The following is a 12777-nucleotide window of genomic DNA, read 5'->3' on the forward strand; positions in this document are numbered from 1 at the left end:
ACCATGGCCCCGTTTGGCGAGACTTCCCATATCCCAGTGCTCCCCAAGGAAGTGCTGCACTGGCTCGCTCCTCGTCCGGGAGGCCGCTATCTGGACGCCACGGTGGGCCTCGGCGGCCATAGCGCCGCCATTGTGGAACACACGGCAGGCCAGGCGGAGGTCCTTGGGCTCGACCGGGATGCCGACGCCCTTGCCGTGGCGCGCCAGCGTCTGCACTCCTGCTCCTGCGTCCATCTGTTTCAGAGTAATTTCGCGGATGCCGCCAGATGGGTACAGCAGCTGGGTTGGGAGCGTGTGGATGGCATCCTCGCGGACCTCGGGGTCTCGTCGTTGCAGCTGGATACTGCGGAGCGGGGCTTTTCCTTTCTCCATGACGGCCCCCTGGATATGCGCATGGATCAGCGTCTGCCCGAGACCGCAGGGAAATTGGTCAACGAAGCAAGCTACGTGCGCCTCAAAGGCATCATCCGTGATTTGGGCGAAGAGCCGCTGGCCGGGCGTATCGCCCGGGTCATCGTGGATGCCCGCGAAAAACAGCCCATCTCCTCCACGCTGGAATTGGCCCGTTTGGTGGCGTTGGCCTATCCGCCGGCGCGGCGCTACCAGGCCCGCAATCATCCGGCCACTCGTACGTTTCAGGCCCTGCGCATGGCGGTCAATGGGGAGCTGGAAGCGGTGGAGGCGTTTTTGCGCGTGGCTGTGGACCTTTTGGCCCCAGGGGGGCGCTTGGTGGTGATCTCCTTTCATTCCTTGGAAGACCGCTTGGTAAAGCGGTTTTTTCGCGCCGAGGCCGCTACCTGTGTGTGTCCGCCGCGCCAGCCGGTGTGTACCTGCGGCCACAGCCCGCGCCTGCGTATCCTTACCCGTAAGCCCATCACCCCCTCGGACGAGGAGCTGGCGAGCAATCCCCGGAGTCGCAGCGCCAAGTTGCGTGCCGCAGAACGTTTGCCTGGGGCACGTGGCCTTGAGGAGGAGCGATGAACCAAAGACCCCTGCTGTGGCTGACGGTGTTGTTGCTCGTGACCACTGCCGTGCTGGGGTTGGTGCTCGTGTGGGTGAATATCGAGCGGTTGGATCTTTCTTACGAGTGCAAAGGGCTGGAGCGGGAGCTTGCCCGGCGCATGGATCTCCATGAAAAATTGGTGGTGGAGCGCCAGTACTTGCTTTCTCCTGCGATCTTGGGTGCGCAGGCGCAGCGGTACGGCCTCAAGCCTCCTTCCCGGGAGCAGATACGGGTGGTGCCCTAATGGCCAAAGCAAAAACAGGTCCCAAGCGCGACTGGTTTCGCGTGAAGGCCCTTTTTGTCGCTGTCTTTTTCGCCAGTGTCCTCACGGCTGCTTGGGGCCGTGCCTATTGGCTGCAGGTGGTGCAGGGGCCGGAGCTCGCCCGCAAGGCACAGGCGCAGCATTGGACTTCGGAGCAGATTTCCGGCCGACGTGGGGCCATCATGGACCGCAATGGCGTGCTTTTGGCCACGTCGGTGAACGTGGCCTCGGTGTCGGCAAGGCCAGCGGAAGTGGCGGACCCGGCCCAGGCTGCCGTGCGTTTGGGCAAGATTCTGGGCATCTCGCCGGAGCACATTGCGCGTCAGCTGCGCTCGGGCCGCAAGTTCGTATGGATTGCGCGCAAGATTAGCGATGCCCAGGCACAGGCCGTCCGGGAGCTGGGTATTGCCGGGATTTTTTTGGAAAATGAAAGCGCTCGGCAGTATCCCCAAGGGGTGGTGGCCGGACAGCTTCTTGGTTTTGTGGATGTGGACGGAGTGGGCATCGAGGGGCTGGAGCGAGAGTTCGAGAGCGTGCTCAAGCCGTCGCAAGCCAAGTTCACGGTGCAGCGTGACGCCCAAGGCAATCGTTTGGGGCCGAGTCCTGCGGACTTGGAGGCCCTCAGTGGCCGTGCCCTGCAGCTTACCCTGGATGTCCAGGTGCAGGTGGCGGCAGAGGAGGCTTTGGAGCGGGCCGTTCTGGGCAGTCAGGCGAAAAGCGGCATGTGTATGGTGGTGGACGTGGCCACTGGCGAGATCTTGGCCTGGGCCAATTATCCATTCTTCAATCCGAATATGCGAAGCAAAGATCGCGGCCAGTGGCGCAATCGCATCGCTACGGACATTTTCGAGCCCGGATCCATCATGAAACCCTTCGTGATGGCCGCTGCCTTGGAAGAGCGGGTCTGTTCTCCGACTCAGAGCTATTTTTGCGAAAACGGTCAGTGGAGCGTGGCGGGAAAGCGCATCAAGGACACCCACGCCTATGGGTCGCTGCCCGTCAACAAGATTCTGCGCTATTCCAGTAACATCGGCATGGCAAAGATCGGCTTGGAGTTGGGTGGACCGCGCCTTCGCAAGTATCTGGACGCCTTGGGATTGGGGAAGCCCACGGGGCTGCCGCTGTCCGGCGAGGCCGCAGGCTTGGTGAAACCCCTGTCTAGCTGGCGCAAGGTGGAGCAGGCCAATATTTCCTTTGGCCAGGGCATCGGCGTCACCATGCCGCAGATGATGCAGGCCTACCTCACCCTGGCTCGGGAGGGGGAGCGCATCCCATTGCGTTTGGTGCGTGATGCCGAGAACGCCTCTCTGGGGGCGCCTGCCGAGCCGATACGGGTGTTTTCCCGTCAGACGGCGCGCACGGTGCTCAACATGCTCGCGGAAGTGGTGGAAGAAGACGGCACCGGCACCTTGGCCCGCATCCAAGGGGTGCGGGTGGGGGGCAAGACCGGTACCGCCCAAAAGGCTTCGGCCCAGGGCGGGTATGGGTCGGATTACTTGGCGTCCTTCTTTGCGGTGTTGCCCGTGGATCAGCCGCGGTATGTGGTGGGCATGGTGGTGGATACACCGCGCACCAGCCACTACGGCGGCGTGGTGGCTGCCCCGGAAGTGCGCAATGTGGGAGTGCGGCTGCTTACCTTGGCGGGCATGCTGCAGCCGATGGTAGACGGCAAGCTTTTGGCGGAAGCCGCCTCTTTGCAGTCGAAACCGGAATATATGCAGCGCACGAAGATCTCCGCAGCCGTGGTCAAACCGCAAGAAGGGACGCAAGAGAAGATTCCTTCGGGCAACGCCACGGAGGTGCCGGATGTGCGTGGCCTGACCGTGCGTGAGGCCCTGGAGGTGCTCGTTCCTTGTGGAGCGACCTTGAGCGTTGCCGGCAGTGGTTCGGTGGTGGAACGGCAGCTACCTGTGGCCGGCGGGTCGTGGCCGGAGGGCAAGGAAGTCCGGCTGTGGCTGGCGCGGGAGCCTGGTGATGGATAACTTGCGGCAGATAGAGGAATTGGTGCGCCGTGGTGCGCGTCTGTGCAGCCACTCCGGGCAGGTGACGGCTGGGGATGTCTTTGTCGCCCTGCCGGGGACCCATGTGGACGGGGCGCGCTTCGTGCCCGACGCCGTTTCCCGGGGGGCCGTGGCCGTGGTGACGGCCCGGGGGGTTGCGGTCCCTGCCGGGGTGCTCCACGCCGAGGTGGAGAATCCTGGGCAGACGTTGGGGGAGCTTGCGCGCATCGCCTATGGCGGGGCCGGGTATCCCTGTGTGGTGGGCATTACCGGGACCAACGGCAAAACCACCACCACCTATCTGGTGGAGGCCATCCTTGCTGCTTGCGGCCAGCGGGTCGGCGTGGTGGGCACCGTGGCCTGCCGGTGGCCGGGATACGCGATGCCTGCATCCATGACGACGCCTGATGTCCTCACCCTGCACCAGCTGCTCGGCCGCATGACGCGTGACGGGGTGGACACCGCGGTGCTCGAGGTCTCCTCCCATGCCCTGCACCAAAATCGTCTGGCCGGGATCGCGGTGGAAGTCGGGGTGTTCACGAACCTCACCCAGGATCACCTGGACTACCACCCCACCATGGAGGCGTATTTCGCGGCCAAGGCTCTGCTCTTTCACGCCCAGGGCAAGGCCTGCCGCCTGGCGGTCATCAACGTCGACGACCCATGGGGGCAGCGCCTGGGCCAAATCCGCCCAGACGCCCTGACCTTTGGACTCCGGCAACGGGCTGCGCTGCGCGGCTGCGTGCAGCGCATGGACCTCGCGGGCATGCGTCTGGCCATGACCTGGCAGGGAAAGCAGTGGGAAGTGACCTCCCCTTTGGTGGGAGCGTACAATGCCGAGAATCTGCTCGCTGCCCAGGCCGTGGGGCTGCTTTTGGGTCTCGACCCGAACACCTTTGCCGCGGCCTTGGAGCATGCGGGCGGCGCCCCGGGCCGCTTGGAGCGGGTGCCGCATCCGCGCGGCGTCCATGTGTTCGTGGACTACGCCCACACCCCCGATGCCTTGGACAAAGTGTGCGCCACCCTGCGGGCCATCGGGAAGGGCCGGCTCATCGTGGTCTTTGGTTGCGGCGGGGACCGGGACCCAGGCAAGCGACCGCTCATGGGCGAGGCCGTGGCGCGGCATGCCCACGTGGCGGTGGTGACCTCGGACAATCCTCGCTCCGAGGATCCCGAGGCCATCATCGACGCCATCATGCCAGGACTTGCCCAGGCGCCGCGGGTGCTGCGCGAACCGGACCGTCACGCTGCCATTGCCCTGGCCTTGGCCGAAGCCCGACCCGGAGACGCGGTGCTCATTGCCGGCAAAGGGCACGAGTCCGTGCAGATCATTGGGCAACGACGGCTGCCCTTTTCTGATGTGGCCGTTGCCCGGGAGCTTGCCGCATGCGCATGAGCATGGAAACCATCGCCCAGGCCGTGGGGGGGGCGTTTTCCGGGCAGAACGTGGAGGTGACCGGGGTTACCATGGACAGTCGCCGCGTCCGGCCGGGGGACCTCTTTGTGGCGGTGCCGGGTACCCGGGTGGATGGCCATGATTTTGCGAAAGACGCCATTGCTGCCGGTGCGGTGGCCGTGCTTGCGTTGCGTCCGCTGCCGGTGGCAGCCCCCATCTTGGTGGTGCCGGATACGGTGCGCGCCCTTGGGCTTCTCGCGCGGGCGTGGCGGGAGACGACCCGAGCCCGGGTGGTGGCGGTCACCGGGTCCGCGGGCAAGACCACGGTCAAGGAGGTCTTGGCCTTGGCGCTCTCCACGCAAGGGAAGGTGGGGAAAAATCCTGGGAATTTCAACAACCAGCTGGGGCTGCCGCTCTCCATCCTCGCCCTGGACGGGGATGAGGACTTCTGGGTCCTGGAAGTGGGCATCAGTCAGCCCCAGGATATGGACGAACTCGGGGCCATCCTGGCACCGGACGTGGCCTTGATCACCAATGCGGGCCTGGCCCATGCCGAAGCCTTGGGCGGGGTGGAGGGGGTGGCCCGGCACAAGGCGCGCCTTCTTGCCTGGCTTCGCCCCGGTGGGGTGGGGGTGTGGAACATGGGCTGCCCGGAACTGCACGCCGCATGTGCGCAGGCTGGCTGCCCGTCGCTGACCTTTGCCGGCCGCGCGGACGTGGATGCGGACGTGCGGGTCCTTGCGCGGCACAAGACCCCCACGGGATTTGCCTTTACTGTTGCTTGCGCCGACGACACGGTGCAGCTACAGGCCACGGCCGCCTGTGCGCACGCGGAGAACGTCGCTGCCGTGGTGGCGGTGGCCCGTGCTTTACGGGTGCCCATGACGGCGGTGGAGAGTGGGCTTTTGGCGTTTTCCCCGCAGGCGGGACGGTTTGTGTGCCGCGCGCGTGGCCCATGGGTGCTCATCGACGACACCTACAACGCCAATCCCTTGTCCATGGCCGCGGCCTTTGCCGAGGCCAGGCAGATGGCCGGCGCCCGTCCTTTGGTGGCGGTGCTCGGAGAAATGCGGGAGCTCGGCGTCCATGCCCCAGATGCCCATCGCCGTTTGGGCGAGCTGGCCCGTGCGGCTCAGTGTCCATTGGTGGTGTATCGAGGGGCGCATGCCGAGGCGGTGGCCGCGGGCCTTGGCCCAGGGGCTGTGTTGTGTGTCACGGACACCCCAAAGGAGGCATGGGAGGCCTTTGCTGCCCTTAGGCTGCCGAACGCCGTGCTTTTGTTCAAAGGCTCTCGGGGGAGCCGTATGGAAGAATTTTTGGCGTATTTTGAGGAGCGTCTTTCGTGATCTATCATCTGCTCTATCCGCTGAGTGATACCATCAGCGTTTTCAATGTCTTCCGCTACATCACCTTTCGCTCCGTGTACGCCATGGTCACGGCCCTTGTGTTGGCCATTATCGTCGGGCCGACATGCATTGAGTGGCTGCGTCGTCTCAAAGTGGGGCAATACATCAAGGAGTGCGGACCGGATCATCAGCAAAAGAGCGGCACTCCCACCATGGGTGGCTTGCTGTATGGGATGTGCCTGCTGGTGAGTGTCTTTTTGTGGGCGGATTTGACCAATCCGTTCATTTGGCTGTGTGTGTTCGTGTTCGTCGGCTTTGGTCTGGTGGGTTTGGCCGATGACTATCTCAAGGTGGTGCGTCGGCATAACGACGGCCTGTCCGCCCGGGGCAAGCTCTTGGGACAGATACTCGTGGCCTTGGGGGCCGTGAGTGTGCTCGTGGCCTTGCCGCAGTATTCCACCAAACTCATGGTGCCGTTTTTCAAACATCTGCATCCGGATCTCTCCTGGTTCTACATCCCCTTTGCGGTGTTCGTGCTTACCGGTTCTTCCAATGCCGTGAATCTCACCGACGGGCTCGACGGCTTGGCCATTGGTCCGGCGGTGGTGTGCGCCGCCTGCTTTGCGGTGTTCGTGTACGTGGCCGGGCACGTCAATTTGGCCAACTATCTCCAGGTGGCCTACATCCCTGGCGTGGGTGAGGTGGCGGTGTTTTGCGGGGCCATGGTGGGCGCGGGGCTCGGGTTTTTGTGGTTCAACGCCTATCCTGCCCAGGTATTCATGGGGGATGTGGGAAGCCTCAGTATCGGCGGGGCCTTGGGCTTCGTGGCCGTGCTCTGCAAGCAGGAGCTGATCCTGGCTGTGGTGGGCGGGCTTTTCGTGGTGGAGACCCTTTCGGTGATCCTGCAGGTGGGCTACTTCAAGGTAACCGGGGGGCGTCGCATTTTTCGCATGGCGCCGCTGCATCATCACTTTGAAAAATGCGGCCTGCACGAGTCGAAGATCATCGTACGGTTTTGGATTCTTTCCATTTTACTGGCGGTGCTCGCCCTGGGCACCCTCAAACTGCGGTAGGTTTCCATGCGGGCAATGATCCACTCCGACCAATTGCGTGGACACCAGGTGGCGGTGGTGGGCGCCGGGCGCTCGGGCATGGCGGCGGCGCGGCTGCTGCGCGCCTTGGGCGCCGAGGTGCAGGTGCATGACGTGCGCCCCGAGGGGCTTGCGGAGGCTGCGGCGCAAGGGTTTTCCGTGCGCGCGGGCGAACACCGGGCAGAGGATTTTGCCCCGTGTTCGATGGTGGTGCTCAGCCCAGGGATCCCGCGGGCGCGCATCGCCCCGCTGCTGGCCCCAGGCACGACCCTCATTGGTGAGCTGGAGCTGGGCAGCTGGTTCGTGGCCGAGCCCATGGTGGCGGTGACCGGCTCCAACGGCAAAACCACCACCACTTCCGTGATCGGCCATGTCTTGAAGAGCACGGGCCGCAGGGTCTTTGTGGGCGGCAATATCGGCACGCCGCTGTGCGAGTACGTGCTTTCCGGGGACCTGGCGGACGTTGTGGTGCTGGAAGTCTCCAGTTTTCAGCTCCAGACCGTCAATGCCTTCCATCCGCGCGTGGGGGTGCTGCTCAATATCTCTCCCAACCATTTGGATTACCACGCCGACATGGACGAATACCGCGCCGCCAAGATGCAGCTTTTCGCCCGCATGACCGAGGCGGACCTGGCGGTGCTTCCGTTGAGCCTCAAAGAGGATGTGGAACGCCAGGGACAGGTGCGGGCGCGGCGGGTATATGTCACGGCCGTGCAGCGCTTCTCCTGCCCCGGGCTTCCTGGGGCGCACAACCAAGCCAACCTGGAGGCCGCGTTTCATGCCTGCCGCTTTTTCGGCGTGGACGAGGCGGCCTTTGCCGCAGCGGTCAAGGATTTTCAGGGGCTTCCCCACCGCCAGGAAGTGGTGTTCGAAAAGGACGGGGTGCGTTTTGTGGATGATTCCAAGGCCACCACGCTCGAATCTCTGGCAGCGGCCTTGCGCGCCCAAGATCGGCCGGTACGGCTCTTGGCGGGAGGGGTGTTCAAGGGCGGGGATCCTGCAGAGCTCGCCCCGTTGATCCGGGAGCACTGCCGCAGCATTCATTTGTTTGGCCAAAGCCGGGAGGTGTTTGCCGCAGCCTGGGAACATTTGGGGCTGCCCCTTTCCTGGCACCCCACCCTGGAGGAGGCCGTGGCCGAGGCTGTGCGCATGGCTGTCCCCGGAGAGACGGTGCTCCTCTCTCCAGCCACGGCGAGCTTCGACCTTTTTGCCAACTACAAGGAACGTGGTGCGGTCTTTGCCGCAGCTGCCCGCCGCGCCATGGGGGTTGCGGGATGAGCGCGCCTCAAGGCCTGCGGAAGCCCTCGTGGGATGTGCCGCTTTTGGCCGCGGTGCTGTGTCTGACGGCCTTGGGACTCATCATGGTGTTTTCCGCCAGCGGCATCGTGGCGGAGAAGACCATGGGCAGCAAATATGTGCTGTTCCAAAAGCAGCTCTTTTTCGTGGGGCTGGGGTTGGCGGTCATGATGGCGGCCATGCGCATCCCCGTGGCCTTCTTCCAGCGTCATGTCTATTGGTGGGTGTTTTTTGCCTTGGTGCTGCTCATTTTGACCTTGGCCTCCCCCCTTGGCGTGCGCATCGGCGGGGCCAGACGCTGGCTGCACCTGGGCCCGCTTTCCTTCCAGCCCCTGGAAATGGCCAAGATCGCCCTGGTCTTGTATCTGGGGTACTTTTTCTCGCGCAAACAGGAGAAGGTGAAGACCTTTAGCGTGGGATTTTTGCCGCCGCTTTTGATGACCGCGCTTTTTTGCTTGCTCCTCATGCTCCAGCCGGACTTTGGCGGCTCGGTGTTTTTGGCCGCCATCTTGTTTCTGCTCTGCTTTGTGGGGGGCACGCGCCTCATCTTTTTGGGGGCGTCGGTGCTTTTGGCCGTGGTGGGGGGCATCCTTTTGGTGCTCCATTCGCCGTATCGCCTCAAGCGGGCCTTTGCCTTTCTCGATCCCTTTCAAGACGCCCAGAATACGGGGTATCAATTGGTGCAGTCCTTCTATGGGCTCGGCTCGGGCGGCTGGTGGGGCGTGGGGCTGGGGCAAGGGCGTCAGAAGCTCTTTTTTCTCCCCGAGGCCCACAATGACTTCATCTTGGCGGTCATGGGCGAGGAGCTCGGGTTCGTAGGGTTGTCGCTGGTTTTTGCGCTGGTGGCGGTCATTTTGTGGCGGGTGTTTGTCATCGCCTTGCGCCAGCGGGATCTGGAGCGCCGCATCGTCGCCTTGGGTATGGGCGCCATCATCCTTTTGGGGGCACTGCTCAATAGCGCGGTGGTGCTCGGCATGCTTCCTCCCAAGGGCGTGCCCATGCCGTTTGTGAGTTACGGCGGCAGCCACATCTTGGGCGGATTTTTCTGTGTGGGCATGCTTCTCAACCTTTCCCGGGAGAATGCGCCATGAATATCGTGCTGACCACAGGAGGTACGGGCGGCCATATCTTTCCTGCGCTCGCTGTGGCCGAGGCCCTGCGGCAGCTGGAGCCCACCGCGGCGGTGGTCTTCGTGGGCGGGACCTACGGCCCGGAAGGGCGCATGGCGCATGGGGCGGGTATCCCCTTCGTGGGCTTGCCGGTGCGTGGGGTCATTGGCCGGGGGCTGCGGGGCGCTGTCGCCGGGGCGCGGCTCGGGGCCAGTGTGCTCATGGCCGGAGGACTCTTGCGTTCCCTGCGGCCCGCAGTGGTGGTGGGCTTTGGCGGGTATGCCGGGTTTCCTGCCGTGGCCGCGGCCAAGGTGCTGCGCATCCCTTGTGGGATCCACGAGCAAAACAGCATCCCCGGTGCGGCCAATCGGTGGCTTGCGCGCTGGGTGGACCAGGTGTGGACCAGTTTTCCGGACATGGCGGACCCGCTTTTTTCAGGGCCGCGGGTGCGGTGCACGGGCAATCCGGTGCGCCAGGCGGTGTGCGCCGTGGCGGGCGTGCGTCCGCCGGCGGGCCGTAATCTTTTGGTCGTGGGGGGAAGCCAAGGGGCCCGTGCCCTCAATGATCTCATGCTGGCGCACGCTGCGCGTTTGCGCGCCGAGGGGATTCGCCTTTGGCATCAGACCGGCGCCGAAGATTTTGCGCGGGTGCAGGCAGCCTATGCCACCGCTTACCCCGAGGCCCGGGTGGCACCCTTCATCGACGCCATGGACGAGGCCTACGCCTTTGCCGACGTGGTGCTGTGCCGGGCCGGGGCGACGACCATCGCGGAGCTCACCGCCGCCGGCAAGCCGAGTATCTTGGTGCCGTTTCCGTACGCCACCCATGACCACCAAACCAAGAACGCCCAGGCCCTGGCGGCTCGCGGGGCGGCGGTGGTGCTCCCCCAGAGTGTCTTGCCGAGTGTGGATGTGGTGCGCATGCTCACCGACCTCTTTGCCGCTCCGGACCGTTTGGCGGCCATGGGCAAGGCCGCGGCGGCCTTGGGCCGCCCCCAGGCGGCGCGTACGCTCGCCGAAGACATCATACGCTTGGCGCAGAGGAAGTCATGAGATCGAAAATTCAGCGAATCCATATGATTGGTATCGGTGGCTCGGGCATGAGCGGCATTGCCGAGGTGCTGGCCACCTTGGGATATGCGGTGCGTGGATCCGACCTGGCGGAGTCCGCAGCGGTGCGGCGGTTGCGGGAACTCGGGATCACCGTGTTTTTGGGGCATGCCCGCGGTCAGGTGGGTGACGCGCAGGTGGTGGTGCGCTCGTCGGCGGTGCGCGACGACAACCCCGAGATCCTCGAGGCCCGGGAGCGGGGTATTCCCATCATCCCCCGGGCGGAGATGCTCGCCGAGCTCATGCGCCTCAAAATAGGGGTGGCGGTGGGCGGCACCCATGGCAAGACCACCACGACCTCGCTCATCGCCACGGTGTTCACCGAGGCAGGGCTGGATCCCACGGTGATCATCGGCGGCCGGCTCAATGCCTTGGGGTCCAACGCCCGTTTGGGGGCAGGGGAGTACCTGGTGGCCGAGGCCGACGAGTCCGACGGGTCGTTTTTGTGCTTGCTGCCGCAGGTGGCGGTGATCACCAACGTGGACGCCGATCACCTCGATTTTTATCCCAACCTTGCGGCCATCGAGACGGCGTTCGCACAGTTTGCCAATAACGTACCGTTCTACGGATTGGTGGTGGCCTGCGGCGACGACCCTGGGGTGCAGGCCATTTTGCCCCGTATCAAGCGGCCGGTGCAGACCTATGGGTTTGGTCCTGGCAACCATTGGCGGGCGGAAATCCTGGAGGTGGATCACGGGTCCCGGTTTCGGGTGTGGGAGGCGGGCGCCATGTGGGGCGAGGCGGTGGTGGCCCAACCGGGGCGGCATAATGTCTTGAACGCCCTCGCCGCGATCGCGGTGGCCCAGGAAGCCGGTGTCTCGTCAGAGGCCATCTGCCATGGTTTGGCGCATTTCGCGGGTGTGGGACGGCGTTTTGAGCGCAAAGGCGAGCGTAATGGGGTGCTGGTGGTGGACGACTATGGCCATCACCCCACGGAGATCGCCGCCACCCTGGCCACGGCCCGGCAGGTGTATCCGGGCCGCCGTCTCGTGGTGGCCTTTCAGCCGCATCGCTTCACCCGCACCAAGGCGCTTTTTGGCGAATTTGCCCGGGTGTTTTCCGGAGTGGACACCGTGCTCCTCACCGAGATTTATGCGGCAAGCGAAGACCCCATCCCTGGGGTGAGCGGGCAAAGCCTCGCCCATGCCATCCGCCAGGTGTCGGATACGCCGGTGCATTTTTTCGCGGACTTTGCTGCCCTCGAGGCTGCCTTGCCCCAGCACGTGCAGCCGGGCGACGTCCTGATCACCCTCGGGGCAGGAAGTATTTGGACGGTGGGGCAACGGTACCTTGAAGGCTAGGGAGCGACTGGCACGGCGGGTGGTGCTCACCCGGGGGCGTAAGCCGCGGAAGAATGTTTCCCGGGAGCCGCACCGCCCTGTTTCTTCCGGGGGTACCCCGTGGTGGGTCACTCTGGGGCGCGGGTTGCGCTGGACTGTGGGGATACTTTTGGGGTGCGTGCTCGTGGCGGGCATCAGCCTCGGTATCCTGTGGGGGTATCGGTGGGTCACCGGGCACGAGCTGTTCCAACTGCGGCAGCTCACGGTGCAGGGGACGCAGCGGTTTACCCCGGAGGAGGTGGCCGCTATGGGGGGGCTGCAGCTGGGGCAGAGCGTGCTCGATCTCAACATTGCCGAGGTTCGGGCCCGCATTGCCGCCAACCCGTGGATTCGCGAGGCCTCGGTGACGCGGGTCTTGCCGGATACGGTGATCATTGAAATCGGGGAGCGACGGCCGGTGTTTCTCGTACCCCGGGAAGGGACCTTTTTCTATGCCGATGCCGAGGGGCGACCCATTGCCCCGGTGACGCCGGAGCGCTTTGTGTCCTTGCCGGTGCTCGAAAAGGACGAAGCCGTCGATGTGAGCGCGGGGCTCAAGCAGGTGCTCGCCGCTATGGAACGCAATCAATTGCCTTTTGGTACGCACCAGGTGGCGTGGATCCGCCAGGAGAGCGCGGAGCAGTATAGTTTGATGATCGAAAAACCGCGGGTCTTGATCCAATTGGACGGCAGGGACGTCGCTTCCATGGTGGAAAGTCTTGGCCGTTTATGGCAGGATTTGACGCAGCGAGGGGAAATGGACAAGGTCGCCAGCGTGTTCGTCATGCCGGGCCGCGCTTGGGTTTCCCTGAAAAAGGACGCGAGCCGGTCGGGAAAGGAGTAGGT

The 12777-nt window shown here is 64.4% G+C and carries 11 protein-coding genes; all 11 read left to right on the forward strand.

Annotated elements, in window-relative coordinates:
- Window positions 1–3: 3 nt before the first annotated feature.
- The 11 genes from rsmH (at window position 4) to QMF81_RS05150 (ending at window position 12775) form a co-directional block, all read left to right on the forward strand.
- A complete protein-coding gene (gene rsmH / locus QMF81_RS05100; RefSeq protein ID WP_281752651.1) occupies window positions 4–981 on the forward strand; it encodes a 16S rRNA (cytosine(1402)-N(4))-methyltransferase RsmH in 978 nt (325 codons plus the stop codon).
- Window positions 978–1247 carry a hypothetical protein gene (locus QMF81_RS05105; protein WP_281752652.1) on the forward strand — a complete coding sequence of 90 codons (270 nt, stop codon included), beginning with the start codon at window positions 978–980 and terminating at the stop codon, window positions 1245–1247. The genes rsmH and QMF81_RS05105 overlap by 4 nt, the downstream gene beginning before the upstream one ends.
- On the forward strand, window positions 1247–3247 hold the full coding sequence (locus tag QMF81_RS05110) for a penicillin-binding transpeptidase domain-containing protein (RefSeq protein ID WP_281752654.1): 2001 nt from the start codon (window positions 1247–1249) through the stop codon (window positions 3245–3247). Before QMF81_RS05105 ends, QMF81_RS05110 begins: the two co-directional genes overlap by 1 nt.
- Window positions 3240–4661, forward strand: coding sequence for a UDP-N-acetylmuramoyl-L-alanyl-D-glutamate--2,6-diaminopimelate ligase (locus QMF81_RS05115; protein WP_281752656.1), 1422 nt, complete (start codon window positions 3240–3242; stop codon window positions 4659–4661). The genes QMF81_RS05110 and QMF81_RS05115 overlap by 8 nt, the downstream gene beginning before the upstream one ends.
- Complete coding sequence (gene murF / locus QMF81_RS05120) at window positions 4652–6007, forward strand: UDP-N-acetylmuramoyl-tripeptide--D-alanyl-D-alanine ligase (RefSeq protein ID WP_281752658.1); 1356 nt, start codon at window positions 4652–4654, stop codon at window positions 6005–6007. The genes QMF81_RS05115 and murF overlap by 10 nt, the downstream gene beginning before the upstream one ends.
- Window positions 6004–7080, forward strand: a complete 1077-nt coding sequence (gene mraY / locus QMF81_RS05125) for a phospho-N-acetylmuramoyl-pentapeptide-transferase (RefSeq protein WP_281752660.1) — start codon at window positions 6004–6006, stop codon at window positions 7078–7080. The genes murF and mraY overlap by 4 nt, the downstream gene beginning before the upstream one ends.
- A 6-nt stretch (window positions 7081–7086) precedes the next feature.
- Complete coding sequence (gene murD, locus QMF81_RS05130) at window positions 7087–8376, forward strand: UDP-N-acetylmuramoyl-L-alanine--D-glutamate ligase (RefSeq protein WP_281752662.1); 1290 nt, start codon at window positions 7087–7089, stop codon at window positions 8374–8376.
- Window positions 8373–9485: a putative lipid II flippase FtsW gene (gene ftsW, locus QMF81_RS05135; protein WP_281752664.1), complete on the forward strand. Its 1113-nt coding sequence runs from the start codon at window positions 8373–8375 to the stop codon at window positions 9483–9485. Before murD ends, ftsW begins: the two co-directional genes overlap by 4 nt.
- The gene (murG, locus tag QMF81_RS05140; protein ID WP_281752666.1) at window positions 9482–10555 is read left to right on the forward strand and encodes an undecaprenyldiphospho-muramoylpentapeptide beta-N-acetylglucosaminyltransferase; all 1074 of its coding nucleotides are present in this window, start codon (window positions 9482–9484) and stop codon (window positions 10553–10555) included. Before ftsW ends, murG begins: the two co-directional genes overlap by 4 nt.
- Window positions 10552–11913, forward strand: a complete 1362-nt coding sequence (gene murC, locus QMF81_RS05145; RefSeq protein ID WP_281752668.1) for a UDP-N-acetylmuramate--L-alanine ligase — start codon at window positions 10552–10554, stop codon at window positions 11911–11913. The genes murG and murC overlap by 4 nt, the downstream gene beginning before the upstream one ends.
- 124 nt (window positions 11914–12037) lie before the next feature.
- A complete protein-coding gene (locus QMF81_RS05150; protein WP_281752670.1) occupies window positions 12038–12775 on the forward strand; it encodes an FtsQ-type POTRA domain-containing protein in 738 nt (245 codons plus the stop codon).
- The last annotated feature ends 2 nt before the right edge of the window (window positions 12776–12777 follow it).

The organism is Thermodesulfomicrobium sp. WS (genome assembly GCF_027925145.1).
Classification (GTDB): domain Bacteria; phylum Desulfobacterota; class Desulfovibrionia; order Desulfovibrionales; family Desulfomicrobiaceae; genus Thermodesulfomicrobium.

What these genes read in the sequence shown, in the direction of transcription:
- rsmH (WP_281752651.1), top strand. Translation starts at nt 4, where the DNA reads ATGGCCCCGTTTGGCGAGACTTCCCATATCCCAGTGCTCCCCAAGGAA.
- QMF81_RS05105 (WP_281752652.1), top strand. Translation starts at nt 978, where the DNA reads ATGAACCAAAGACCCCTGCTGTGGCTGACGGTGTTGTTGCTCGTGACC.
- QMF81_RS05110 (WP_281752654.1), top strand. Translation starts at nt 1,247, where the DNA reads ATGGCCAAAGCAAAAACAGGTCCCAAGCGCGACTGGTTTCGCGTGAAG.
- QMF81_RS05115 (WP_281752656.1), top strand. Translation starts at nt 3,240, where the DNA reads ATGGATAACTTGCGGCAGATAGAGGAATTGGTGCGCCGTGGTGCGCGT.
- murF (WP_281752658.1), top strand. Translation starts at nt 4,652, where the DNA reads ATGCGCATGAGCATGGAAACCATCGCCCAGGCCGTGGGGGGGGCGTTT.
- murD (WP_281752662.1), top strand. Translation starts at nt 7,087, where the DNA reads ATGCGGGCAATGATCCACTCCGACCAATTGCGTGGACACCAGGTGGCG.
- ftsW (WP_281752664.1), top strand. Translation starts at nt 8,373, where the DNA reads ATGAGCGCGCCTCAAGGCCTGCGGAAGCCCTCGTGGGATGTGCCGCTT.
- murG (WP_281752666.1), top strand. Translation starts at nt 9,482, where the DNA reads ATGAATATCGTGCTGACCACAGGAGGTACGGGCGGCCATATCTTTCCT.
- murC (WP_281752668.1), top strand. Translation starts at nt 10,552, where the DNA reads ATGAGATCGAAAATTCAGCGAATCCATATGATTGGTATCGGTGGCTCG.